The organism is Allostigmatella hybrida, from assembly GCF_020103775.1.
GTDB classification, from domain to species: Bacteria; Myxococcota; Myxococcia; order Myxococcales; family Myxococcaceae; genus Hyalangium; species Hyalangium aurantiaca.
The window spans coordinates 1-25,248 of record NZ_JAHXBH010000019.1 but is presented as its reverse complement, the minus strand read 5'-3'; the positions used below and the strand labels follow the sequence as shown (position 1 = coordinate 25,248).

General features: G+C 66.8%; 15 protein-coding genes. 9 read left to right on the top strand and 6 right to left on the bottom strand.

All coding sequences use genetic code 11. The features are described 5' to 3' along the window. Positions 1–58: 58 nt before the first annotated feature. Entirely contained in the window at positions 59–1,270 is a 1,212-nt protein-coding gene (locus KY661_RS24880; protein ID WP_225412588.1) for a serine hydrolase domain-containing protein, read from the bottom strand. Positions 1,271–1,342: 72 nt separating this feature from the next. Between KY661_RS24880 and KY661_RS24875 the strand changes: the two genes are divergently transcribed. Further along, a complete protein-coding gene (locus KY661_RS24875; protein WP_225412587.1) occupies positions 1,343–2,005 on the top strand; it encodes a TetR/AcrR family transcriptional regulator in 663 nt (220 codons plus the stop codon). On the opposite strand, the gene KY661_RS24870 is transcribed toward KY661_RS24875, so the two are convergent. After that, positions 1,948–7,221 (bottom strand): trifunctional serine/threonine-protein kinase/ATP-binding protein/sensor histidine kinase, encoded by a 5,274-nt coding sequence (locus KY661_RS24870; protein ID WP_225412586.1) that lies wholly within the window; start codon positions 7,219–7,221, stop codon positions 1,948–1,950. The genes KY661_RS24875 and KY661_RS24870 overlap by 58 nt on opposite strands. A 77-nt stretch (positions 7,222–7,298) precedes the next feature. Here KY661_RS24870 and KY661_RS24865 point away from each other — a divergent pair, with 77 nt between their 5' ends. Continuing rightward, positions 7,299–7,472, top strand: coding sequence for a hypothetical protein (locus KY661_RS24865; protein WP_225412585.1), 174 nt, complete (start codon positions 7,299–7,301; stop codon positions 7,470–7,472). A gap of 757 nt (positions 7,473–8,229) precedes the next feature. Here the strand turns inward: KY661_RS24865 and KY661_RS24860 are convergent. Next, complete coding sequence (locus tag KY661_RS24860; protein WP_225412584.1) at positions 8,230–9,441, bottom strand: methyltransferase; 1,212 nt, start codon at positions 9,439–9,441, stop codon at positions 8,230–8,232. Between the two features lie 246 nt (positions 9,442–9,687). On the opposite strand from KY661_RS24860, the gene KY661_RS24855 reads away from it, so the two are divergent. Further along, a complete protein-coding gene (locus tag KY661_RS24855) occupies positions 9,688–11,061 on the top strand; it encodes an NHL repeat-containing protein (protein ID WP_225412583.1) in 1,374 nt (457 codons plus the stop codon). A 19-nt stretch (positions 11,062–11,080) separates the two neighbouring features. On the opposite strand, the gene KY661_RS24850 is transcribed toward KY661_RS24855, so the two are convergent. Further along, positions 11,081–16,399: a trifunctional serine/threonine-protein kinase/ATP-binding protein/sensor histidine kinase gene (locus KY661_RS24850; protein WP_225412582.1), complete on the bottom strand. Its 5,319-nt coding sequence runs from the start codon at positions 16,397–16,399 to the stop codon at positions 11,081–11,083. 111 nt (positions 16,400–16,510) lie between these two features. Beyond that, the gene (locus KY661_RS24845) at positions 16,511–18,265 is read right to left on the bottom strand and encodes a serine/threonine-protein kinase (RefSeq protein WP_225412581.1); all 1,755 of its coding nucleotides are present in this window, start codon (positions 18,263–18,265) and stop codon (positions 16,511–16,513) included. Between the two features lie 242 nt (positions 18,266–18,507). Here KY661_RS24845 and KY661_RS24840 point away from each other — a divergent pair, with 242 nt between their 5' ends. The 4 genes from KY661_RS24840 to KY661_RS24825 all read left to right on the top strand — a co-directional run bounded on the left by KY661_RS24840 (position 18,508) and on the right by KY661_RS24825 (position 22,842). Continuing rightward, entirely contained in the window at positions 18,508–19,059 is a 552-nt protein-coding gene (locus KY661_RS24840; protein WP_225412580.1) for a pyridoxamine 5'-phosphate oxidase family protein, read from the top strand. 111 nt (positions 19,060–19,170) lie between these two features. Further along, the gene (locus KY661_RS24835) at positions 19,171–21,417 is read left to right on the top strand and encodes an ATP-binding protein (protein WP_225412579.1); all 2,247 of its coding nucleotides are present in this window, start codon (positions 19,171–19,173) and stop codon (positions 21,415–21,417) included. Continuing rightward, positions 21,410–21,889 (top strand): response regulator, encoded by a 480-nt coding sequence (locus KY661_RS24830; protein ID WP_225412578.1) that lies wholly within the window; start codon positions 21,410–21,412, stop codon positions 21,887–21,889. Before KY661_RS24835 ends, KY661_RS24830 begins: the two co-directional genes overlap by 8 nt. A gap of 161 nt (positions 21,890–22,050) precedes the next feature. Beyond that, positions 22,051–22,842 (top strand): GNAT family N-acetyltransferase, encoded by a 792-nt coding sequence (locus KY661_RS24825; protein WP_225412577.1) that lies wholly within the window; start codon positions 22,051–22,053, stop codon positions 22,840–22,842. 198 nt (positions 22,843–23,040) lie between these two features. On the opposite strand, the gene KY661_RS24820 is transcribed toward KY661_RS24825, so the two are convergent. Continuing rightward, a complete protein-coding gene (locus KY661_RS24820) occupies positions 23,041–23,844 on the bottom strand; it encodes a DUF72 domain-containing protein (RefSeq protein ID WP_225412576.1) in 804 nt (267 codons plus the stop codon). A 222-nt stretch (positions 23,845–24,066) separates the two neighbouring features. On the opposite strand from KY661_RS24820, the gene KY661_RS24815 reads away from it, so the two are divergent. Continuing rightward, positions 24,067–24,750, top strand: a complete 684-nt coding sequence (locus KY661_RS24815) for a hypothetical protein (protein ID WP_225412575.1) — start codon at positions 24,067–24,069, stop codon at positions 24,748–24,750. Between the two features lie 62 nt (positions 24,751–24,812). After that, a complete protein-coding gene (locus KY661_RS24810; protein ID WP_225412574.1) occupies positions 24,813–25,175 on the top strand; it encodes a hypothetical protein in 363 nt (120 codons plus the stop codon). Positions 25,176–25,248: the final 73 nt, after the last annotated feature.

The window sequence follows — 25,248 nt, the reverse complement described above, 5'->3', positions numbered from 1 at the left end:
AGCCAGTAAAGTCCCGTCAAAATCCGAGGACGTGAAACACCCGACACGCTGCGATGCGTTACGGGGAGGGGGCCGCGTAGAGCGCATCCCTCAGGGCGGTAGGGAACGCGCCCGACATGCCCTCGGGGAAGGTGTTCGTGAGGGCCACGACGGTGAGGCGCCGCTCCGGGTCCACGAACCAGCTGTGCCCATAGGCGCCGCCCCACGCATAGGTGCCCCGGGACTGGGGGGTGTGCGCGAGCTCCGGGTCCAGGAGCACCGAGGCCCCGAAGGTGAAGCCCAGGCCAGGGGTGGGCATCGCCAACGCGCCCAGCTGGTTGGAGGTCAGCTGCGCCAGGGTGGTCTTCTTCAGGCCCGGGAGCTTCCCGGTGCGCAGCGCCTCCAGGAAGGCCACGTAGTCCTTCGCGGAGCCGACCATCCCTGCGCCCCCCGAGGGGAAGGAGCGGGCATCGAACACCCGGGTGGCGTCCACGCCGAAGTGCATCTCCCCGGCGTGCACCTGGCGCGGGCCGTCGACGCGCGCGGGCGCGGGGCTCGCGTCCGTATAGGGCACGGCGAGCCGGTCCCGGGCCTTCACGGTGAAGCCGGTGCCGGCCATGCCCAGGGGCCGCGTGAGGAGCCGCTCGACGAGGGTGGGCAGGGGCGCTCCGCCCGCGCGGATGAGCACCGCGCCCAGCACGTCCGTGGCGACGGAGTAGTTCCACTGGGTTCCGGGCTCGAACAGCAGCGGCACGGAGGCGATCCGCTGGAGGTTTTCGTCCAGGCTCAGGCCGGGTTGATCCATCCCGTTCGAGACGCGGGCCTGGAGGTAGGGGTCCGTCGCGGGGTCCCCAAAGCCGTAGGACAGGCCCGCGGTGTGGGTGAGGAGCTGGCGGACCGTGATGGGCGCCTCGCGGCCGTCCGCCAGCTTGGGACGGAAGGTGGGCAGCCACCGGGTGATGGGCTCATCGAGCGTCAGCTTGCCCTGGTCCACGAGCGCCAGCGCCGTGGCCGACACCAGGGTCTTGCTCATGGACGCCAGCCGGAAGAGGGCATCCTCGCGCATGGGCCGCTTCGCCTCCCGGTCCGCGTACCCGGCGGCGCGGTGGTAGACCAGCTTCCCGTCCTGGGCCACCAGCACCACCGTGCCGACGATGCGCTGGTCCGCGATGGCCTGGTCGATGACGCGGTCGAGCCGCGTGGCCAAGGGGGGCGGGGTGTCCGCGGCGGCGCTTCCCGCCAGGGCCAGGGAGAGCAAGAGGGTGAGCAGGGGACGAAGGGGTGTGCGCATCGGGGTAAACTCCTTTACATAATGACCGGTACGTAAATAGAGCCCGGCAGGGCGGATTACAGAGTGATCGCTATGAAAAAAACTTCTTCCTCAGGAGGCCGTCCCCGGGGCCGTCCCCGGGAGTTCGACCGGGACGAGGCGCTGGCGCGGGCCTTGGAGGTGTTCTGGCGGCACGGCTACGAGGGTGCGTCGATCGCCAGCCTCACGGGGGCGATGGGCATCACCGCGCCCAGCCTCTACACGGCCTTCCACTCGAAGGAGGCGCTGTTCCAGGAGGCCGTGGCGCACTACCAGGCGGAGTATGGCGCCTGGGCCAACCTGGTCCTGGAGGGGCCCCGGATCCATGACGCCCTGGCCCAGGTGCTCCAGGGCGCGGCCCGGCATTTCACGGCCCGTGCCCACCCCGCCGGGTGCATGGTCTCCACCGCGGTGCTCGCCTGCTCGGAGGAGAACCGGTCCGTGTCCGAGCACGTCGCCCAGCTCCGGACGAAGTCCCTGCGCCTGTTCCAGGCGCGCTTCGAGCGGGCCATCGCGGAAGGAGAGCTGCCCCCCACCGCGGATGCGGCGGCGCTCGCGCGGTTCTATGGCGCCATCATCCAGGGCATGTCCGTGCAGGCCCGGGATGGTGCCAGCGAGCAGGAGCTGCTGGGCATCGTGGCGCTGGCCCTGGCCCGCCTTCAGGTCAGCGGAAGCTCCAACGTGGCCACGGCGCCCTTGTCCGGCCCATCGCTCTGAAGCGTGAGACGGCCATTCAGGAGCCGCGCCGCCAGCGCGCTGGAGTGCAGGCCAAAGCCATGGCCGTCCTTGCGCGTGGTGAACCCGTGCTCGAACAACTTCTCATTCTCCTCCGGCGCGATTCCCACCCCGTCGTCCACCACCTGGATGCACGCCACCGGTCCCTCCGCCCTCAGCCTGACCCACAGGTGGCGTTGCCCCTCGGGCTTTGCGTCCAGGGCGTGCTTGGCGTTGCTGAGCAGGTTGATGAGGATCTGCAGCACCTTGTGCTTGTCCACCTTCACCTTGGGGAGGGGCGCCACCTCGCGGACGACCGAGACGCCGTGACGTTGCAGCGCCGGCAGCTGAATGCTCAGGGCATCCTGGATGAGCTGGGCCAGGTCGCACTCCTCCGTCATCAGCGACGTCTTGGCGTACGTCTGCTGCACCTGGACGATGGCGCGGATGTGCTCGATGTGCCGGCCCATGGCATCCATGCTCTCCATGAGGCGCGTCTGCTCGCGCACCAGCTCGTCCGACAGGCCTGAGAGGTAGTCCGGCAGGTGGCCGCCGCGCGCGCCCTCCGCCAGGAAGCTGGCCAGGTCCGCCCGGTTCTCCAGCAGCAGGGCCGAGGCCCGCTTCAGCCGGCCCACGCGCGAGGCGCCCAAGGCCTGACGCATCGTCTCCAGGTTGATGACGGCGCTGGTGAGCACATTGCCCACGTTGTGCAGGACGTTGGAGGCCACCTCGGACATGCCCACCTCGCGCGCGGTGTCCACCAGCCGGGCCTGGGTCTGCTTCAGCTCGCGCGTGCGCTCCTCCACCCGCTGCTCCAGCTCGTCATTGGCCCGGCGCAGCTCCGCTTTGGCGTGCTGGACATCCGCGTAGAGCCGCGCGTTCTCGATGGAGATGGCCGCCTGGGAGGCGATGTGTCCCAGCAGCGCCAGGCGGGAGGGGCTGAAGGCATGGGTGGCCAGGTTGTTCTCCAGGTAGAGCGCCCCGCAGAACTGCTCCTGCCTCAGCAGCGGAAGGCACAACACCGAGCGCGCCTCGCTGCGCGCCAGGTGCGCATCGGACGAGAACGGATGGGGCTTGGAGGCATCGCCGATGAGCACGTGCTCCCGGGTGCGCCGGACATAGGAGAGCAGGGTCCAGGGAAGCTCGGGGGTTTTCCCCTCCGGCGCGGTATCCGAGGTGGCCGCCACCTGGAGCGTGTCGCCGTTGGGCAGCAGCAGGATGCCTCTCTGGGCTCCGGCGTTCTCGATCGCCGCGTGCACCAGCGTCTTCACCAGGCGCTCCAGGACGATTTCGCTGGAGACCGCCTGCTGGGCCTTGATGACCGTGAGGGCGTCGATGCGGGTCGAGTCCGTACTGCTGGTGGTCAGGGTGTCCTGGGGGATGGCCGGGGAGGCGAGGTGTGGCCAGAGAGACTCCAGATGCTGGACCTTGCCCAGGGCCCCCCACTGCCGGTACGCCCCCTGGGCCTCGCGCGCGAAGGCATGGGCGACGATGGGCGCCTGCCGCGTGCGCCAGAAGTTCGCCGCCAGCTCGCTGGCCAGGGCCACGTACGGGGTAGCGCCATTCTCCCTCGCGGAGCGGATGGCTTCTTCATAAGCGCGCGCCGCCTCGTCCGGCCGTCCCGCGAGGCGGGCCCGCTCCGCGGCCACCAATTGCTCGAGCGCGTGGAAGTTCGCGGGGCAATGCTGGGCCCACTCCGCGAGCTGCTCCTGGTGCCGCCCGATGGCCTCCAGGAGCTGGGGCTGCTCCTCCGGCGGGGCCTCCCCGAAGCACGCGGCCAGGGCCAGGGCGCGGTAGAGGTGGAACTCGCGGAAGAAGAGGATGCCATTGTTGGCCCGCAGGAGCTCCTCGGCCTTGTCCGCGGCCCTGCGGGCCCCCGCGTAGTCGCCGCACATGAAGCGTGACTGGAGCTTGGTGATCCAGAAGAAGCGCGTGCTTCGGCGGGGCATGGGCGGAAGCTGGGCTTCGAAGGCCTGCTCCTCGAAGCCCTCCCCGTTCAGCGTTCCGAAGGACAGGGAGTGTCCGCGCATCTGCTGCACGTAGCGCTGCGTCAGGAGGAGCGACTCCTGGGTGTCCAGGATTCCCGTCTTGCGTAAGAACTCGCCGCGCACGAGCGACTCCTGGTGGACCTCCTCCAGGTTGTGTCCCATGGCCAGCCGGTTGGTGACGATGTCCAGGCTGCAGTAGGCGGCAGCCATGATGTCCCCGGTTTGAAGCGAGTGGTGGAGACCGCTGAGGACGAGCTCCTGCGCTTGGGGGAGGGGTTGGGTCCAGTAGCTGCTGAATTGCGAGCTGAGGAGAATCTTCGCCCGGAAGGCGGACAGGTGGTTCCGCTCGGCGAACTCGGCGGCGAGCTTCGTGAAGGCAAGGCCCTCGCGGTACCGCTTGAAGAACGAGCCGGTGATGACCCCAAACCAGCTATAGGCCGGGGCGGCGGCATCCACGAAGCCGTGGCGGAGGGTGAGGGAGACGATCCGGCTCAGGAGGATGATGAGCAGGTGCGGGTACGTGGAGTATGCGGAATTGAAGAGCATGAAGAGCGCGTCGATGACCAGCTTCCTGTCCGGGTCGGTCATGCGCGGCAGCCCGATGAGGCTCGGGATGGGACGCTCCCCCAGCAAGGCCCACACCTCCTCGTGGGCGGCCACCGCCTCCTCCCAGGAGGGGGTCCGTGAGAGCACGATGCCGAGCAGCGCCAGGCACTCCAGCACACAGGTGATGCCCTCCTGGCGCTCCCCCAGGGCGAAGTGGAGGTCATGCTTCAGGCCGTAGACGGCCACGATGTCCGGGCGGGTGTTCGCCCGGGGCAGCAGCGCCTCGGCCAGACAGCGCGCCTCGGCCATGTGGCCGCTCATGAGCTCACAGCGCGCCTGGGCGAGCTTCAGCTTGAAGGCCAGCGCGGGGTCCGTCTCCCAGGGGTCTCCGGGAATGAGCGTGAAGGCCGTGGAGAGGTAGGTGATGGCGGCCAGGGGGGCCACCGCGGCCTTGGCCTTGGTACCCGCCTCGGCGTTCAGCCGCGCGAGGTGGTAGCGCTCCTCGGCGTCTTCGATCAGGTCCACCCCGGCGTTGAGCTGGCTCACCACGTCGAAGAGCGACTCGCTCACCTCCTCCTGGGAGAGGCGCTTGAGCAGCCACCGGCCGATGCGCAGGTGCACGGCCTTGCGCTCCGGCTCGGAGAGGAGGACATGGGCCGCCTGCTGGATGCGGTCGTGCAGGAAGCGGTACTGCTCCGGCCCCGCGCGCACCAGCATGCCCTCCTGGAGCGCGGGCTCGAGTCCCTGTTCCACCTGCCCCCGCGCTTCCAGGCCGGCGAGCGTGCCCAACACCTCGAGGGAGAAGCGGCTGCCCACGCACGCCGCCAGGCGCAGCAGGTGCTGCGTGCCGTCGGGGAACTGGCGCAGCTTGCCCACCATGAAGCCGACGATGTTCTCCGAGTAGCCGCGGGCCCGCCCGCGTTCGGCATCCCACCGCCACCCGCCCTCGGACGCGCGCACCAGCAGACCGTCCTGGTGGAGCGCTACCAGCAACTGCAGGAGGAAGAAGGGGTTGCCCCCCGTCTTCTCGTGAAGCAGCGCGGAGAGGGAGGCGCGCACCTCGCTTCCCGCCCCTGGCAGCGCGTCGCTCACCAGGTGATCCACCTGCTCCATGCTCAGTGGCGCCAGCCGGAGGTCCGTCACCCGGGCCCCCGTCTTGTGCACCTCCTCCAGCATGGGCATGAGCGGGTGCGTGGGGCTCACCTCGTTGTCCCGGTAAGCGCCAATCCACAGGATGGGCAGCGCTTCCGGCGGGGCGCTCGACAGCAGTTGCGAGAGGAGCTGGAGGCTGGCGAGGTCCGCCCACTGCAGGTCATCCAGGAACACCACCATGGGGTGCTCCGGGGTGGCGAACACCGCGAAGAACTGACGGACCACCCGGTAGAAGCGGCGCTGGGCCTCGCTGGGTGGCACCCGCTGGAGGGCAGGCTGCGGGCCCGCCAGCACTTCCAGTTGTGGCACCAGGTCCACGAGCAACTGGCCGTGGCCCTCCCAGGCCTGGTTCACCCGCTCACGCCACCCTGCAATCTCCTCGTCGCTCCCCGCGAGCAATTGCTGCACCAGCCCGCGGAGCGTCTGGGCCAGGGTGGCGTACGGAAGGTCCCGCTGAAACTGGTCGAACTTGCCGCTCAGGAAGAAGCCGCGGCGCTGCACCACGGGCTTGTGCAGCTCGTTCACCACGGAAGACTTGCCAATGCCCGAGTAGCCGCTGATGAGGCACAGCTCCGGCTGGCCCGTGCGGGCCACCCGCTCGAAGCCCTCGAGCAGGGTGGCCACCTGCGTCTCACGCCCGTAGAGCCGTTGTGGCAGCTGGAACCGGTTGGGCGTGTCCTGCGTCCCCAGCGCGAACACCTCCTGCTCGCACTGGCTCAGGGACTGGCGGCAGCGCTCCAGGTCCGCGTGGAGGCCCTCTGCGCTCTGGTAGCGCTCCTCGGCCACCTTCGCCAGGAGCTTGAGCACGAGGGCGGACAGGCCCAGGGGCACCAGCGGGTTCAGCTCGTGCGGGGGCCTTGGCTTCTGCGCCATGTGGGCGTGGAACCACTCGAGCGCATCCTTGCCCTGGAAGGGGCGGTGCCCCGTGAGCAGCTCATAGAAGGTCACCCCCAGCGAGTAGAAGTCCGTGCGGTAGTCCACCGCCCGGTTCATCCGCCCCGTCTGCTCGGGCGACATGTACGCCAGCGTCCCTTCGATCAAGTTTGCCGGAGCTGCGTCCAGGTGCTCGACTTGCTGGAGCGTGGCCACCCCGAAGTCGATGAGCCGGGCCTCCCCCGAGGGCTCCAGGATGATGTTGGAGGGCTTGATGTCCTTGTGGATGACGTTGCGGTGGTGAATCTCCCCCAAGGTGGATGCCAGCGAGAGGGCCAGGCTCAAGAACTGGGACAGCTCCATCGGCTGGCCCGTGGACTCGGACAGGGGCTCGCCTTGCACCCGCTCCAGCAGCAGCAGGGGCCGCTCCCGGAGCCGCTCGTGGGTATAGGGCCTGGCCACCCCGCGCACGTCCCGCAGCCGCTGCAGGATTCCAAACTCCCGCCGGTACCGCTCGTTCTCGCTGGGGCCGGGCGAGGGCACCATGGGCGTCTTGATGATGACGGGCAGGTCATCGGCCTCGCGCACCGCGTGGAACAGCACGTTCGAGCCCGTCGCTCGGATGGTGCCCAGCACCCTGTATCCCGGTATGTCCAACACGGATGACCCACCCCGTTGGCGTGAACCGGTCCCTACGACTTCGTCACGCCAATCCGCCGGATCATACGTGTTCCGGTGTGTCCATCGTCCAAGCACTCCGGGTGTTTCAGGGCGCCGGCCAAGGGGGCAGCCCGCTGGCGTACCGCCAGGCGCAGGACCCCACCCGTGGCCGGGCCCGGTTCTCGTGCGCCATCACCCCGGATGCAGGAGACGGCAAGTGGCTCCGTGGGGCTCAGCAGCTCGCCGGCTGACACTGCCCATTGCAGTCGTAGACGCAGTCGATGAGTGAGTTGCAGCTCACATTCCACCACGCATCGGGGTCGTTGCACGAGCCGGTGCTTCCCTCCTCCGCGCAGGTCCATTTGACCAGTTGTTGGTCGTAATAGTAGGTGCCTTGGAAGCACATCGGAGGCCGGTGGGTGCCGATGCTGCACCACGCATCCCGGTACACGTATTGCGATTGGGCACTGCGGATTTCCCACTTCTGACCGTGGGTCCCGGCCCTTGGATCGCAGATGGGCGCGCACGTGGCCTGGTTCAGGGCACCGAAGGAACACGTGCCCCCGCAGGTGATCGCGCTGCAGCTGCGGCTCGTCGGGTACCAGCCACTCGGGCAACTCGTTCCACACTGGAGAAACGTGCCGACATTCGGTTCACAGGTGACCTGGTTCAGGGCACCGAAGGAACACGTGCCCCCGCAGGTGATCGCGCTGCAGCTGCGGCTCGTCGGGTGGTAGCCACTCGGGCAACTCGACCCACATTGGGTGAAGTGCTGTTCGACCTGGGCCAGGTCTCCCTCGTTCGGTCCTGCCGGGTCCGCCTCGTCCGTTTGTGCGTTGCAGCCCAGCATCATGAATATGCTGAGAGCGGATGCTGCGAACAGCGAGCCTGCACTACGACCTTGCTTCATCATGGGAACCCTCGTTCTGGGCGGATGTTCTCGCCGAGTGTTGGCTTTTAATGCTGAGGGTGTATCGCGGTGGCCGCCTCGGAAGTTGCCGACTTTGCTTAGGCTTTTGACGCGATGAGCGCGATGTTGCGCGGGGAGAGGCACGGCTCGAAGACCTGCAGGAGCTCGGCCTGGAAGCCCATCTCCTCTAGGAGGATCGCGCGATCGAGCAGAATCACGACCTCCAGGGCCCTCGCGAAGCGATCCCTCAGCAGATGACAGAGAAAGATGCGCCTCGTCTCGGCGCGAACGGACAACTCGAATGAGTTCAGCTCAGAGTCCGTCATGCCGGGGTCGATTCGCAGGCGCTCCAACCGGTCGCGGGCATAGGCCGCGAAGCTCTGGGCATACAGCGCCTTCGGGGCATCCCCCGCCCGCACGAAGCCGAGCGCGGGAAACTGCCGCCGCAACAGAAGATCCAGCGCGAAACGCTGTCCGTAGACCTGCTTCATCAGCGCGAATTCCGCCTCGGTCTTCTGGTGCCGCCCACGCGCTGTCAGAGCCAGGGCATGCTGTGTGAAGGGAAGGGGATGCGCTTGCCCAAAGCGGGACACGGGATAATCCCGCGTGGGATCCAGCTTGTCGTAGCAGCAGCCAAAGTTCAGAAGGAAGCCTGCCTTCTGGCTCTTGCGAATCTGCGTGAGGGCGAGCGGCCCACAGGTGTGGAGACCGATCGAGGCGCTGTCCTGGCCGGAAAAGAGCGGATCAATCCCGGGCTGCGGCCCTTCCTCGACAGTCGCGTGGATGAAACACAGCTTGTCCCGGGGGAGTGTCCGGGCTTTGCGCAGCCAGTCCCGGCCCTTCTCCTGCAAGGCGGCATCCCGGTCGATGCTGTGGAACGTCCAGTCGAATGTCCTCACACAGAGCCGCGCGAGATGTCCCATGCCGCCACCGATGTCGACCGCCTGGCGGATGGCCTGCGCTCTCTGTCCGAGAAGGGCGAGGACCCTCTCGAGTTCATGCGTCTTCTTGGCCGTGAGGCCCTGCACGTCTGCGGCCGTCAGCGGTTGAACGCCTTGGTGCCACGGCAGTCCGGTCAGCTCATGAAGCGCGAGCAGCAGCGAATGCAACGATGGAGGCGGGGCCCCTGGAAGCGCTCCATGATCCAGCATCCGCTCGCCCGCTTCATCGAGGGACTCCGCATAGGACAGCCAGGCTGCGGGATAAGCGGCTCCGGACTCCGGCCAATTCTGGAGGATGGAACGTGACCAGAGCCCGGACCAGGGCCTGAGCAGGCCCGTGAGCGCTTCCAGTCGATCCCGGCAATTCATGCGCAGCCCACGCTCTCCATCCCCGCTCACCACACGGGCAGCTCGTTCAGGTCGAACTGGTACCATCCGGTGCCCACCTCAACATGCCACACGGAGACAGCCCCTGAGGAAGGACTCCGCGTGAAGACGGTCCGGAGCGGAGGCCCCCTCTTCTGCCCGGCCGGAAATAAATGTCCCCGGCGGCGTAACCCCGGTGCGGCGGCAGCACCGGACAGGCCGGAAGGGACAGCTCGAATGAATCACAGCGTGCGCAAAGGGTTGTGGGCGGTATTGACGGCAGGAGCCCTGCTCGTGGGCGGCGGGGCCTGCGGAGGGGACGACGGCCCTTCGGAGGGCAATCCACCTCCGGACGCGGGGACGACACCCGACGCCGGCACGAAGCTCCCCGCCGAGGAGGGCCGGTCGCTTGCGGTGTCCCATGGCGGCCTCGTCGTGGTGGGCTCCACCGAGGCGAACCTGGCCACCACGGGCGTGGACCTGCTCGTGCGGCGCTACACCCCGTCCGGTGAGGTGGACACGTCGTTCGGCACGCAGGGCTCCGTGGTGCTCGACTTCGAAGGTCCCGCCAAGGGCCCCATCTCCGGCCAGCGTGAGCAGGACGACCGCGCGGACACGGTGGCGGTGCTCGCGGACGGCAGCATCCTGGCCGCGGGCTTCGCCCGGGGCGGCAGCGCTTCGGATTCGCGAGACTTCGTGGTGGTGAAGCTCAGGCCCGACGGCCAGCTGGACACGAGCTTCAACAAGACGGGCCGCTCGCGCCTGCACTTCGGCGAGGAGAACGCCGTCGACTTCGTGGGCACCGTCCGCAGCCTCCTGCCCCTGGCCGATGGCCGCTTCTACGCCGGCGGCTTCCTGACCAAGTCCGACGGGCTCGACGAGGACTTCGCGCTGATCCGCTACAACGCGGACGGCTCGCTCGACACGGCGTTCAAGTCCGCGGGCAGCCCGGCGGGCAGCTGGATTGGCGGCGCGTACACGGACGCGGAGTCCGTGCAGGGCATGGTGCTCCAGGGCTCCCGCGTCGTGCTGGGCGGGGGGGACCACTTCGCGGCCGTGCGCATCACCTCCAGCGGCAGCCAGGACATGACGTTCGGCACCTCCGGTATCGCGAAGAGCGAAGGCGGACAGGCCCACACCCTGGTGGCGCGGCCCAACGGCGGCCTGCTGCTCGCGGGCTCACGGCAGGACGTGAAGGTTGGCGGCGAATTGCACGGCGTGCTCAAGCTCGTGGCGTACACGGCGGACGGCAAGCCGGACGTCACCTTCGGCCCCGCGGGCGTGCGGGAACTCACCGCGCCGGCGGGCGTGCTCGACGTGGTGGACGTCAGCGGCCTGCGCATCCAGGCGGATGGGAAGATCCTCGTCTTCGCGGACGTGTACGCGAAGCCCGTGCTCTTCCGCCTCCAGGCCAACGGAGACCTGGACACGTCCTTCGGCACGGACGGCATGGTGCGCTGGCCGGAGACGCAGCTGGCGGTGCCCCTGTTCGTCCGCTCCACCACCGGACCGAAGCTGGCCATCCTCGGGGACCAGGCCTTCGTCACGGACGCGAACATCTACTCCCCCGGCTTCTTCCCCGACGAGAACGCGCGCCTGCTGCTGAAGAGCACGGGGCTGTAGGCATCGTCTGGCATCAGGTTTAGGAGCGGGTCTTGTCTCGCCACTCAGGGCGGGGCGGCAGCTTCAACGTGGCCACGGCGCCTTTGCCTAACCCCTCACTCTCCAGCACCAGCTGGCCGCCCAGCATCTGGGCCGCCAGTGCGCTGGAATGCAGCCCGAAGCCGTGCCCGTCCTTGCGCGTGGTGAAGCCGTGCGAGAACAGACGCTCCTTCACCCCCGGTTCGATCCCTATCCCATCATCCTCCACCTGGATGTGCACCCAGTTGCCCTCCATCCCCAGCCGCACGCGCAGATTGCGTTGCCCCTCCGGCACCGCGTCCAGCGCGTACTTCGCGTTGGCGATGAGGTTGATGAGAATCTGAAGCACCTTGTGCTTGTCCACCTTCATCCTGGGGACTGCCGCCAGCTCGCGCCTCACGGACACGCCGTGCCGCTGGAGCGCCACCATCTGGATGCGCAGGGCGTCCTGGATGAGCTGGGACAGGTCGCACTCCTCCGGCATCAGCGAGGTCCGGGCGTAGGTCTGCTGCACCTGGACGATGGCCCGGATGTGCTCGATGTACCGGCCCATCATGTCCATGTCCTCCATCAGGCGCTTCTGCTCCCCGAGCAATTCGCCGGCCAGCGCGGCCAGGTAGTCCGGCAAATTTCCTCCGCGCGCGCCCCGGGCCAGGAAGCCTGCCAGGTCCTCCCGGTGCTTCAGGAGCAGCGCCGTGGCCCGGTTCAGCTTGCCAATCCGCGAGGCGCCCACGGCCCGCTGCATCATCTCCAGGTTGATGACGGCGCTGGTGAGCACGTTGCCCACGTTGTGCAAGACGTTGGAGGCCACCTCGGCCATGCCCACCTCGCGCGCCGTGTCCACCAACCGGGATTGCGCCGCCCGCAGCTCACGGGTGCGCTCCTCCACCCGTTGCTCCAGCTCGTCATTGGCCTTGCGCAGTTCCCCCCTGGCGCGCTGCACGTCCGCGTACAGCCGTGCGTTCTCGATGGAGATGGCGGCTTGCGTGGCGATGTGGCCCAGCAAGACCAGCCGCTGGGTGTTGAACGCATTGGCGGCCAGGTTGTTCTCCAGGTACAGCGCCCCGGAGAACTGCTCGTGCCGTACCAGGGGCAGGCACAACACGGAGCGCGCCCCACCGCGGGCCAGGTACGCATCGGACGAGAAGGGGTGTGGCTTGGAGGCATCGCCAATGAGCACGTGCTCGCGCGTCCGCCGGACATAGGCCAGCACCGTCCAGGGCAGGGCATGGGCCGTGTCCGGGTCCGAGGGGAGGGACACGCTGCCCGGCACATCCCCTGAGATGGCCGCCACCCCGAGCGAGTCCCCGGCGGGCAGCAGGAGGGCGCCCCGCTGGGCACCGGCGTTCTCGATGGCCGTCCGCATCAACGTGGTGACGAGCCGGTCCAGTTCGATCTCGCTGGAGATGGCCTGCTGGGTCTTGACCACCGTGAGCGCGTCGATCCGGGTCGAGTCCGTGCTGCTGGTGTCATGGTCCACGGCGGCCTGCACCGGCGCCAGGTTCGGCCACTGAGACTCCAGGTGCTGGGCCTTTCCCGTGGCGCCCCACTGCTGGTAGGCCGCGTGGGCCTCGCGCGCGAAGGCATGGGCGACGATGGGCGCCTGCCGCGCGCGCCAGAAGTTCGCCGCCAGCTCGCTGGCGATCCCCAGGTGGTGGGGGGCACCGGTCTCCCGCGCCGCGCGGATGGCCTCCTCGTACGCGCGCGTCGCCTCGTCCGGCCGTCCCTCCAGGCGGGCCCGCTCCCCGGCCACCATTCTCTCGCAGGCGTGGAACGTCTCGGGACACTGCTCCGCCCACTCCGCCAGTTGTTGCTGGTGCCGCGCAATGGCTTCCAGGGAGCGCCGCTGCTCCTCCGGCGAGGCTTCCCCGAAGAGCGCCGCCAGGCTGAGGGCCCGGTAGAGCTCGAACTCCCTCACGGAGATCGCGCCCGTCACGGCCCACAGGAGCGCCGAGACCCTCCCGGCTGCCTCGAGCGCTTCGCTGTAGGCACCACACAAGAAGCGGGCCTGGAGCTTGGTGATCCAGTACCAACACTGGGTGCTGCTCAGGTACCCACGCTCCAACCCGGCTTCGCACTGCTGCTCCTCGAAGCCCTCCCCGTTCATCGTGCTGAACGAGGACGTGCGGCCGCGCAGCTGCTGCACATGGCGATGGAAGGCCAGGAGCGTGAGCTGGGGATCCGGGATCCCGGTCTTGCTCAAGAATCCGGCCCGCATCACCGCGTCCTGGTGGACATCCTCCAGGTTGTGTCCCATGGCGAGGCGGTTCCAGATGATCGTACTGACGCAATAGGAGGCGGTATAGAAGTCCCCCGACTGGAGCCCGTGCTGAAATCCGCTGAGGATCATCTCCTGCACTGCGGGAAGCGGCTGGCTCCAGTAGCTGATGCACTGCAGGGTGAGCAGCGCGCTCGCCCGGTGTGCCGCCAGGTTGTACCGGTCGACGAACGCCCGGGAGAGCAGGCTCAAGGCATAGCCTTCCCGGTACTTCTTGAAGACGAGCGCCGAGAGCAACCCGAACCAGCCGAAGCCTGTCACGGCGTCCCCGGTGAAGCCGTGGCGCAGCGACAGGGCAACCATCCGGCTCATGGCGATGATGAGCAGGTGTTTGTCGGTGACATACGCCTTCACGTAGAGCGAGGCCAGCGCGCCCATTGTCACCTTCACCTCGGGATCGGTCATGAGCGGCAGGCCGATGAGGCCCTCGATGGGGCGTGTTCCCAGCAGGGCCCACGTCTCCGCATGGGCCGCGGCGGCCTCCTCGAAGGAAGGGTGGGGCTGCAGGCAGATGCCCAGCCGCGCCAGGCACTCCAGCATGCACGCGATGGAGTCCGGCATCTCGCCCATGAGCATGTGGGCGTCGGCCCTCAGGCAGTAGGCGGCCGTGAGGTCCGCGCGAGTCTTCGCCCGCGCATGAAGCTCCTCCGCCAGGCGGCGCAGCCCGGGCACGTTGCCCGTCTGCATCTCGCACCGTGCCCAGTCCTGCTTCACCCGGAAGGCCAGCTCATAATCCGTCTCCCAGGGGTCTCCGGGGATGAGGGAGAAGGCCTCCGTGAAGTAGGCGATGGCGGGGCGGAACGCCACCGCGGCCTCGGCCTTCCAGCCTGCCTCGGCGTTCAAGCGCGCCAGGGCGTGCCGCTCCTCGGGCTCGTGGATCAACGACGCCCCGGCATTGAGCTGGCTCACCACGTCGAAAAGCGTCTCGCTCACGGCCTCCTGGGACAGGCCCTTGAGCATCCACCGGCCGATGCGCAGGTGGACTTCCTTGCGCTCCAGCTCGGAGAAGAGGGAGTGGGCGGCCTGCTGGATGCGGTCATGCAGGAACCGGTAGTGCTCCGGGCCGGTGCGCACCAGCATGCCTTCCTGGAGCGCGGGCGCCAGGCTGTCCTCCACCTCCGTGGCCTCCTCCAGCCCCGCGAGGGTGCCCAGCAGCTGGAGCGAGAAGGCATTGCCCACGCACGCCGCCAACCGCAGCAGGTGCTGCGTTCCGGAGGGAAACTGGCGAAGCTTGCCCACCATGAAGTCGACGACATTGTCCGAGTAGCCTCGAAGCTGGACCGCTTCGGCGTCCCATCGCCACCCACCCTCCGGGTCGCGCACCAGCAGGCCGTCCTGGTCCATCGCCGTCATCAGCTGGAGGAGGAAGAAGGGATTTCCGCCCGTCTTCTCGTGCACGAGCTTCGCCAGGGAGGCCGCCGCCTCCGGGGCCGCTCCAGGCAGGGCATCGGCCACGAGCTGCCCGGCATGCGCCAGGCTCAGGGGCTCCAGCCGGATGTCCGTGATGGGCGCACCCGCCTTGCGCACCTCTTCCAGCACGGAGACCAGCGGATGCTCGGGGCTCACTTCATTGTCGCGGTAGGCACCGAGCCACAACACCGGAAGCGTGCCGGGCTGAGACAGTTGTTGCTGAATGAGCTGCAGGCTGGACAGGTCCGCCCACTGCAAATCATCCAGGAACACCACGAGCGGGTGGCCAGGACCGGCAAACACCTGCAGAAACTGGCGAAACACCCGGTGGAAGCGGTGCTGCGCCTCATGGGGAGGCAGCTCCTGAAGGGCCGGCTGCGGGCCCGACAGCACCTCGAGCTGCGGCACCAGGTCCACGAGCACCTGGCCCTCGTCCCCCAATGCCCCGTTCAGCCGCTCGCGCCACTGCGCCAGCGCCTCTTCGCTCCCGGACAGCTGCTGTTGCACCAGCTCGCGGATGGCCAGGACCAGCGTGGCATAGGGAATGTCCCGCTGGAACTGGTCGAACTTGCCCCTCAGGAAGAAGCTGCGCCGCTGCACCACCGGCTTGTGCAGCTCCTGCACCACCGAGGACTTGCCGATGCCCGAGTAGCCGCTGACCAGGAACAGCTCGGAGCGCCCCGTCTGGGCGACGCGCTCGAATCCCTGGAGCAGAGAGGCCACCTGGGCCTCGCGGCCATAGAGCCGCGGCAGCACCTGGAACCGGTTGGGCGTGTCGCGCTCACCCAGCGTGAACATGGCGGGCCGTTTCTCTCCCAGCGCCTCCCTGCACCGCTCCAGGTCGGCCTTGAGCCCCTCGGCGCTCTGGTAGCGGTCCTCCGCGGCCTTGGCCAACAGCTTCAGCACGATGGCCGACAGCGCCGGCGGTACCTCCGGGTTGAGCTCGAGCGGTGGCACCGGGACCTGGGCCATGTGCGCGTGGAACCATTCCAGCGCGTCCCGCCCGTGAAACGGCCGCTTCCCCGTCAACAGCTCGTAGAGCGTGACGCCCAGGGAGTAGAAGTCGGTGCGGTAATCCAGCCCCCGGTTCATCCGTCCCGTCTGCTCGGGCGACATGTACGCCAGCGTTCCCTCGATGATGGGAGGGGGGGCCGCATCGAGGTGCTCCACCTTCTGCAGCGTGGCCACCCCGAAGTCGATCAGCCGCCCTTCTCCCGACGGCTCGAGGATGATGTTGGAGGGCTTGATGTCCTTGTGGATGACATGGCGGTGGTGGATCTCCGCCAGCGTCGAGGCCAGGGAGATGGCCAGGCGCAGGAGCAGGGAGAACTCCATCGGCTGGCCGGTGGACTCGGCGAGCGACGCGCCCTGGATCCGTTCCAGCAGCAACACGGGCCGCTCGTGAAGCCGCTCACAGGCATAGGGTCTGGCCACCCCGCGCACGTCCCGCAGCCGCTGAAGGATGCCGAACTCCCGGCGGTACCGCTCACGCTCCTGGGGCCCCGGAGAGGGGGCCATCGGCGTCTTGATGATGACGGGCAGGCCATCGGCCTCACGCACCGCCTGGAACAGCACGTTCGAGCCCGTCCCACGAATCGTGCCCAGAACCCTGTACCCTGGAATGTTCAGCATGCTCGGTACGAGCGTACACGCTGTCCCTCCTAAATTCTTCTAGCCCGCCTCGGCGAACGCCTCGGCCGCGTACCGCTGTATCTCCAGCGGCTCGTCCATGGGGTGGCTGCCCTAATTCTTGTTGAGGTTGTATTTCAGGACGTACGTGCGGCCCGCTTTGACCGAGATGGTACGGGTGACGTCCTTGTCCATCTTCGCATTGATGAAGCGGACGGTGTGCCGGCCCTCGGGAATTTCCAGCGGCATGAAGGGAGTGACTCCCACGTCCTGTCCATTGAGGAGGACGCGGGTGGCGGAGGCCAGGCGGAAGTCGACCAGTCCGCTCTTGGAGGGGGCACTGCGAAGGCCGGGCTTCCCTTCCTCGGGAGTGGGGGCGCTGGCCGGCGCCGCGCCAGCGGAAGCGGGCTGTACGTCCTGCGCCATGAGGGGCTGAGGCGACGCGAAGAGCGCTTCCGAGGGGGCGGGAGAGGGAGCGGTCTCTTCGGCGGAGGACTCGGGAGGTGCCACAACGGCGGCTTCGGCCGAGGAGGCAGCCAGAAAGGGGAGCGCGCCCTGGCGCCAGAGGTAATGACCGCCGCCTCCCACCGCCGTCAAGATGAGCAGGGTGGGCAACAGCCACTGCCTCCGGCGGACCGAGCTGCGCAGCGAGGCTTCGAACTGGGCGATGTCATCCAAGTCCTCCGCGGACGGGACCGGCGGAGGGGTTTTCGGCTTTCCGGCACTGGTGATCCCGGACGTGCGCGCGGAGGGGGCGTTGGTTCCAGCGGAGATCGCCTTGTGCTCGGGCTTGGAGATCCGGGCCGTCTTGAGCTCCGGCCGAAGGAGGCCCACGGGGGTGGACGGGGCAGGTTCCGTGGGGGCCGCTTCCTGCTGCCCAGGCTCCAGGATGGTGCGCAGGGCATTGGTATGAAGGGTGCGCTCCTCCCGCTTGGGGGGCGGCGCGCTCTCCTGGGGCTCGAGGCCCAGCTGGGTGATGAGGCCCGAGACGGAGAAGCTGCTCAACGGCTCGCCGGTGGCGAGGACGAAACGTTCCAGGTCTGTCTGCAGGGCAAAACAGTCCGGGTAGCGCTGATCGCGCTCGCGTGCCACCGCGCGGGCCAGAATCCGCTGCAGGGGCTCAGGAAGATCCGGGCGCCGCTCCTGGGCGGGAACGAACTCCTCGAAAAGGATCGCCCGCATGAGGGAGGCGTCCGTCGTTGCCTCGAAGGGCTTGCAGCGGGTGAGCAGCTCGTAGAGAACGATGCCCAGCGCGTAGACGTCGGCTCGCCGGTCCAGGGGGGCTGCCTTGAGCTGCTCCGGCGCCATGTAGGCGAGCTTGCCCTTGAGGACGCCCTCTTGCGTCTGAGGACCGTAGCCCGCGGCCTTGGCGATGCCGAAGTCCGCCACCTTCACCGTGCCCTGCCGCGACAACATGATGTTGTCCGGGCTGATGTCGCGGTGAATGAGGCCCATGGGATTCTGGGTGACCGGATCCCGGAAGTCGTGGGCATAGGCCAGACCTTCGCACGCCGCCGCGACGATCTTCGCGCAAATGGCAGGGGACAAGGGATGGTCGAGCGCGATGGCGCGCTTGATGAGCGTGCGCAGGTTCGGGCCATCGATGTACTCCATGGCCAGGAAGTACGCGTTGTCCGCCTCGCCGAAGTCGAAGATCTGGACAATGTTGGGATGGGTCAGGTGCGCGACCAGCTTGGCCTCGGCGAGAAACATCTCCACGAAGGTGGGCTCGTCCGCCAGGTGCGGGAGGATGCGCTTGAGCACCAAGGTCTTCTCGAAGCCCAGCGGACCGGCGGCCTTGGCCAGGAAGACTTCGGCCATGCCCCCCATCGCCAGCTTGCGGATGATCTCGTATCTGCCGATCTTCATTCCCATCTTTTCACAATATGAAGGATGCCCGAGCCAAGCGAATTATGCAGAAAAGTGCTCCGCTTCAGGCGCCTGCTTCCCCAATAGACCCGGTATTCCTTTCTCTGCTGTCTTTAGGGATTGGGACCGCAGGCCTTCCTCCATTCCACACAGGCTGCAATGATCTGGGCCTCCTTTAAACGCGCTTTCTGTACGGCTGGCAAACCTGGCTCCGTCTTGTTCAAGAATGGCATGGTGTATGAATGGCAAAGCAGTTCCCACGGCTCGAAGCGCATCACCATCGTTTCATCGCTGAGCAGCACATGTTTTTCACTGCGTCGGCAGCCCCAACGGGGCACGTGAACGTCTCGCCGCGCAGCACAGACATGTTCCGCGTTCTGGGTGACAACGCGGTGATGTATCTGGACCGGACTGGAAGCGGCAACGAGACCGCTGCGCACCTCAAAGCGGATGGCCGTTTGACAATCATGTTTTGCGCCATGGCCGGGCCACCCCTGATCATGCGCCTCTATGGCAGGGGCCGCGTGATCCACCGTGACAGTGCCGAGTTCGCCCACCGGCTGAGAGAGCACTTCGAAGGGAGTGCTCCGCTCGGGGCACGGCAGATGGTTCACCTGGACTTCGACCTGGTTCAAACCTCATGCGGCTACGGGGTGCCGCTCTTTGAGTATCAGGAAGAACGCCCCCAGATGGACGCCTGGGCCAGAGCCAAGGGTGTGGAAGGCATTGAAGACTATTGGCGGGAAAAGAACCAAGTCAGTCTGGATGGCCTCCCCACCGGCCTCTTTGAGTAGTACCAGCGCGTCTATCGATTGAAGGCGAACGGTGTGGAAGCAGACGGCGGGTGCTAGAATACATGCTACAGCCCGGAAAGCTGAGTGTTTTCCAGGAGATAGCAAGCTGCCATGTCCAGAATTCACTCCTCCCTGGCCCGCTCGACGCTCATCAAGATGGGGGTGCGCATCGCGGTCATCATCGCCCTGAGCACCTTCTTCAGCTACCTCCACATGTTCAACGCCTTGCGCGCCGAGGCCTTGGTCCGGCTGGAGGGGCACGTTTCGGAGCGCAGCCAGCGAGAGCAGGTCATCTTCGTACTTGCGGAGGACAACCAGCGCCTCCTCCGGCAGGTGCTGAAGGAGCGGCTCCAGGGCCTGGGCCAGGAGGATCCGAGCGCGCGTTTCGACAGTCTGTTCCAGCCACTGCCAGACGGCTCCATTCGTGACCGGCCCGAGCGGTTCGATGGAACGAAGATGCCCTGTGTCTTCATCCCCAAGGGGGTACAGCCCGATGCAGCGCTCCGCAGGACGCTCCTGGCCTCGTATGACGTGCTCTCCCAGTATGGGCCTGCGTTCCTCGTTCGTTTCAAGAATACCTACATCACGTTCCCGAGCGGAGCATTCGTGAGCTTCTGGCCGGAGAAACCGGCCTTTTGCCGTGATGTCGAGGCCACTTTCTCGGTGCTCCCCTTCGAGCTCTTCAGCCTCAGCACGCCCGAGCACAACGCGCGGAGGCAGCCGGCGTGGACTGGCATCTTCGTGGAGCCGACCGCCAAGCTCTGGATGGTGTCGGCGTCCACGCCTGTGGACGTGGACGGGCGCCACGTCGCGACGATCAGCCACGACATCCTGCTGGAGGATCTGATGGACCGCACCCTCCACAATCAGTTGCCAGGCGCGTACGACATCCTCTTCCGGGATGATGGCCAGGTCATCGCCCACCCCGCGCTGAACATGGAGGGGGCCACGGAGGGTTACAACATCCTGCGTCCTCCCGGGCCACGCGGGGGCGCCACCCCGAAGTTCGGCTCCGAGGAGGAACAAGTCCACCTGAAGAACATCTTCGACCGGGTGATGAACCGCGCGCCGCGCGAAAACGTGCAGGAAATCCCCGAGCAGGGGGAGTACGCGGCCATTTCCGTGATACGGGGCCCCGGGTGGAATTTCGTCACGGTGCTGCCGGAGCACCAGGTGACCTCGGCGGCATTCCAGGCGGCGCGCTATGTCCTGCTGTTCGGCGTGCTGTCCCTGCTCCTGGAGCTGACCGTCATGTACTGGGTGCTGCGGGAGCAGATCACCCGTCCGCTGCTGAACCTCACGCAAGCCACCACCACGGTGGCGTCCGGCAACTTCAAGCTCCAGATGGACACCTCGCGCGAGGACGAGCTGGGGCAGCTGGCCCAAGGCTTCCAGCTCATGGCCGCCGAGGTGCATCGGCGCGAGGAGGCCCTGAAGCAGGCCAACGAGGGGCTGGAGCTGCGCGTCGAAGCGCGCACCCTGGAGCTCAAGCAGCTCCACCGCAAGCTCCTGGACACCGCGCGCCAAGTGGGCAGGGCGGAGGTCGCCACCAACGTCCTTCACAATGTCGGCAACGTGCTCAACAGCGTCACCACCGCGGCCATGCTGGCCAGGCAACGGCTGACCGGGCTGAAGTTCGACCGCCTGAGCCGGGTGGTGTCCCTGTGTGAGCAGCACCAGGCGGACCTTGCCACCTTCCTCACGCAGGATAAGCGCGGGCAGAATGTGCTTCCCTTCCTGAGCCGGTTGGGAAAGCACATGCAGGAGGAGGGGCAGGCGCTTCACGTCCTGATGGGGGATGTCAGCCGGCACACCGAGCACATCGGCGCCATCGTCAAGCTGCAGCAGCGCTACGCGCGGACGCCCCAGCTCCTGGAGCCCGTCAATCTCCAGGAACTGGTGGAGGACGCCCTGCGCATCAATCTGGCTGCGCTCGGCCGCCACGCGGTGAAGGTGGAGCGGAGCCTCGAGCCGTTGCCGCCCGTCTTGACCGAGAAGCACAAGGTGCTGATGATCCTGGTCAACCTGATCAGCAATGCCAAGTACGCTTTGGAAGCGGTGCCTCAAGACGAGCGCCGGATGACGCTGAAGCTGGCGCGCTCCTCCGCCGGGCACATTCGCATCGAGGTCCAGGACAACGGTATTGGCATTGCCCCAGACATGCAGACGCGCATCTTCCAGTATGGCTTTACCACCCGCGAGGAGGGGCACGGCTTTGGTCTACACTCCAGCGCGCTGGCCGCCCAGGAACTCGGGGGCTCCTTGTCCGTTCAGAGTGAGGGGGTGGGGCAGGGGGCTGCGTTCATCCTGGACCTCCCCGCAGAGCCCCAGCGCCAGAGCGAGCCCACCCATGGATAAGAAACGGATTCTGGTCATCGACGACTCCGAGGCCATCCACACGGATTTCTACCGGATCCTTTGTCCGGAGCCGAGTGAGGGCAAAGAGGAGTTGGACTTGCTGGAGGAGGCGCTCTTTGGGCCGGAGGCCTCCGAGGAGAAAGTGGTCATGCCCACGTTCGAATTGGACTCGGCCTTCCAGGGGCAGGAGGGGGTCGCCAAGGTCCAGGAGGCCGTGTCCACCGGCCGGCCGTATGCAGTGGTCTTCCTGGACTACCGCATGCCGCCTGGCTGGAATGGGCTGGAGACGTTGCGGCACCTGCGCAAGGTGGCGCCCTCGCAGCCGGTGGTGCTCTGCTCGGCGTACTCCGATTACTCCTGGGAGGACATCGTCCGGGAGTTCGGAACGGAGCACCTGGTGGAGTTGAGGAAGCCCTTCAACAGCCAGGAACTGCATGAGATCGCCCGCTCCTTGACCGAACCCGGGGCGTGAGGGAGGGCAATGCCCGTCCCGCTTCAGCGGGATCGTTCGTTCATTACAGAACCACCGTGTCGAGACCGGATCCAGACGGCGCGTTTCGAGCCTAAGCTTCAAAGACTTCAGCTGCTCACGGCCCTTACAGCGGCATGTGGGTCCAATCGAGGGGCGAGCTTGTGAGATTTGCTGACTCGGAACTGAAGCTGACCAGTCACAGGCGGCGCGCTGCCGGACAGCCAAGTCTGGACCGTATCGCAACAGAGCTATTCGCTCTGTTCCAGGCGCGAGAAGCTGAGTTCGGCTTCAACCCTCAAGTCTTTGTGGAGTATCCTGAGCTCGGTGCGCCCGAGACAAGCCCATTACTCCTCGATCCGTCTGTCTATATAGACAGACGGATCGCCGCATTGGAACAGGCCGGAGATCCGATCGGGCGCATCGTGATCCTGACAACGTTTGGTGACAAGTTGGCTGCTCCCCTTGCAGCGGCAGGTTACCGGATGACCCGAATTGACATGCCCGCTGGCCCTGATTTCACCTGCTATTTCGAGAAAGACAGGGCTGTCCGCAGGCCTGGCCGCACACTCTACGTGGAAGCAGTAAACGAGGCTGACGAGAAGATTAGGCCGAGCTTCGCGCTGCAACTTCACGATGGACGAGGCGAGCTTCGGGGCGGCGCATGCGGGGCGGTTCATGACCGGGACGGCGCCCGCTTCTGCTATCTCTCAACGATGACCTTGGATACGGGCCTGCCCCCAGGGACGGGGCGGAAACTTGGCGAGGCGCTGATCGACTTCTTACGGATGGAAGGCGTAGGCACCATTCACCTTGGCACCCAAACTGCCGGACCGTTTTACGAAAAGCTTGGGTTTAGCACCGTGCACAGGGTCGTCCCTGACCTTCGCGTCAGGCGTGCCGACAACGGATCAGTGGCGTTGACCGACTTGGTGATGATGGAGCGGGTGATCTAGCAAACCGCTCCTGAGCAAGATCCTTGAAGGCAAGAAGGCCGCCATCCAAGGAGCAACCTTCGGTTCCATGGCCGCGGGGCTATGGACGTGAAGTCCGATGGAAAGAATGTCCAGTTGCTCGGCGACGACCTGGAGCGCCCGCTGACGGTCAAGGTCGAGCGCTGGGAGCCGGCACTCCCATAGGCGCCGCACCCGTAGCTACCGGCGGTGCTGCTGGAGCTTCCCCGATAACGAGAGCGCGTTCGGCACGGCCGCGCCCTCCGCCGTGTTGTCGAAGATGCACCACACCCGCCGCCCGGCCCGCTCATGCGCGGAGATGCTCGTGGCCAGCGCCTCCAGGTACGGCTCGGAGTACTCCGAGTAGTAGATCTTCGGCGAGCCGTGCAGCCGGTAGTACACGACCTGCCCATCGGGCGGCGGAGGCGCATGCACCGCGGGTGGGTCGGCCCTCACGTAGGCTACCTGGAACTCCGCCAGCAGCTGCCAGGCCTCATCCGTGAACCACGTCGGGTGCCTGGGCTCACAGACGATGGCGACCGGGGTCCGTTCACGCAGGGCCCCGAAGAGCTCGCGGGCCGCCTCGGGCTCGTGGCGAAGGCTGGGGGGAAGCTGCACCAGCAGGCAGCCCAGCTTCTCCCCCAGGGAGCCCACCTCGCGCAGGAAGCGCTCGAGCGGCTCCCTCGCGTCGCGCAGCCGAAGCTCGTGGGTGATGGTCTTGGGAACCTTCACCGAGAAGCGGAACGTCTCGGGAACGCTGTCACGCCAGCGGGCATAGGTGGCGGGCTTGTGCGGCCGGTAGAACGAGGAGTTGATCTCCACCGCGGGGAAGACCCGCGCATACCGTTCCAGGTGGGTGCCCACCGTGGGGAAGTGCTCTGTAACGGCGCTCGACAGGCTCCAGCCGGCGCAGCCAGCCCGGCAGCGCGTGGTGGAGGGCATAGGGGGCGGGAAGAGGTCCATGGCAGGTTCGGGGCCGCTCCGCGCGAGGGCTTCCAGGCCCATGGGTGCGCTGTCCGGAACCTAGCCACTGTCCCGCCGCATGGGGAGCTGGGAGGCCCCTCCTGCCGCCGGGTCAGGGCCTCACGTCGATGCGCCGGTTGGCTCCAACCCCCGTCACCTTCGCTGTGCCAACGCGGCCGCGGAGAACTGGAACGCGGCTCACGGACAGGTCAATAGAGTCGGAAAAGCAACAAAAAAAATGACTCCGCCGATAATCCGGAAAATATGAATACCTCTCTGCGCTATGACAACAGCTTGTCCGTGGGTGAAGGCCTCGACCGCTATTTCGAAGCCTCGGGCATTGATGCATCGAGCTACGGCAAGAATTGGATCAAGGGGTCCATTGGACCCCTGACGGTCTACACGTGGAATTCGCCTGCCCGGAAACGGACCCTGCCCCTGCACGACATCCACCACCTGGTGACCGAATATGGCGTGGATTGGCAGGGAGAAGCGCAGGTCGCGGGCTGGGAGTTGGGCAGCCATTGCGCCAACTGCCTCGTGGGCTGGTACTTTGATCTCTTCGTGCTCTTCCAGAGCATGTTCTTCGCACCGCGCAAGGCGTTGCAAGCCTTCCTCCGCGGCCGCCGCAGCCGGAACCTCTTCCAGCAGACATACCATGAGGGAATGTTGGCCGAGAACCTCGGGGCGCTCCGCAGCCGGCTGGGGGTCCCCATGGAAGAGGTGAAGGCCACCCCCAAGGACCTGGCTGTCTTCGCGCTCTACCTCTTCATGGGGTTCTTCGTCGCGCTGGTCAATTACTCCACGGGCCTCTTCGTGCTGTCTTTTCCCTACCTGCTGCTCTGGTTCTGGCCCGGGCAGTTCCAGGTCATCAAGCAAAGTCCCATGCGCTTGACTGAAACAGAATCCCGCCACGCGATTGGCGTTTTTATGAAAGACCTTCCCTGAGAAGGCATGGATACTGGGCGTGCACCTGCGGACCTGCAGGTGCATTTCACGGAGGTTGGGACATGACGGCATGGATTCTCATGGGCTTGGCATCGCTCAGCACGGCGGCGGCGGACGTAAAGGCCTCCACGGCCACCTGCACGGCCACCATCACGGGCCCGCACTTCAATCTGCCGCCCAATGGGCTGATGTACTTCCACTTCACCACCACGTGTGATGTTCCGGTGGAGAGCATGACGGTGACGGGCACCATCACCGGGACGAGCGGAGGCTCAGGCTCCAAGACCTGCACCCACACGAACACGTGCCGGTACACGCTGGGCGTTCACGCCTCGTCTCCAGGGAGCTGGGCCTGGACCAACAGCACCGTCTACACGGGCGGTACGGTCTCGGCGACGGGCGGCATGACCTGGGGCTCTCCCTAAGCCATCGGAAGAAAGTTCGTGCAGGGGGTAAACCGCGTCCCTGAAGTCGAAGTGACTGAAGGGAGCGGGCAGT

What these genes read in the sequence shown, in the direction of transcription:
- KY661_RS24880 (WP_225412588.1), bottom strand. Translation starts at nt 1,270, where the DNA reads ATGCGCACACCCCTTCGTCCCCTGCTCACCCTCTTGCTCTCCCTGGCC.
- KY661_RS24810 (WP_225412574.1), top strand. Translation starts at nt 24,813, where the DNA reads ATGACGGCATGGATTCTCATGGGCTTGGCATCGCTCAGCACGGCGGCG.
- KY661_RS24830 (WP_225412578.1), top strand. Translation starts at nt 21,410, where the DNA reads ATGGATAAGAAACGGATTCTGGTCATCGACGACTCCGAGGCCATCCAC.
- KY661_RS24860 (WP_225412584.1), bottom strand. Translation starts at nt 9,441, where the DNA reads ATGAATTGCCGGGATCGACTGGAAGCGCTCACGGGCCTGCTCAGGCCC.
- KY661_RS24875 (WP_225412587.1), top strand. Translation starts at nt 1,343, where the DNA reads ATGAAAAAAACTTCTTCCTCAGGAGGCCGTCCCCGGGGCCGTCCCCGG.
- KY661_RS24850 (WP_225412582.1), bottom strand. Translation starts at nt 16,399, where the DNA reads ATGCTGAACATTCCAGGGTACAGGGTTCTGGGCACGATTCGTGGGACG.
- KY661_RS24845 (WP_225412581.1), bottom strand. Translation starts at nt 18,265, where the DNA reads ATGAAGATCGGCAGATACGAGATCATCCGCAAGCTGGCGATGGGGGGC.
- KY661_RS24835 (WP_225412579.1), top strand. Translation starts at nt 19,171, where the DNA reads ATGTCCAGAATTCACTCCTCCCTGGCCCGCTCGACGCTCATCAAGATG.
- KY661_RS24840 (WP_225412580.1), top strand. Translation starts at nt 18,508, where the DNA reads ATGGCAAAGCAGTTCCCACGGCTCGAAGCGCATCACCATCGTTTCATC.
- KY661_RS24820 (WP_225412576.1), bottom strand. Translation starts at nt 23,844, where the DNA reads ATGGGCCTGGAAGCCCTCGCGCGGAGCGGCCCCGAACCTGCCATGGAC.
- KY661_RS24815 (WP_225412575.1), top strand. Translation starts at nt 24,067, where the DNA reads ATGAATACCTCTCTGCGCTATGACAACAGCTTGTCCGTGGGTGAAGGC.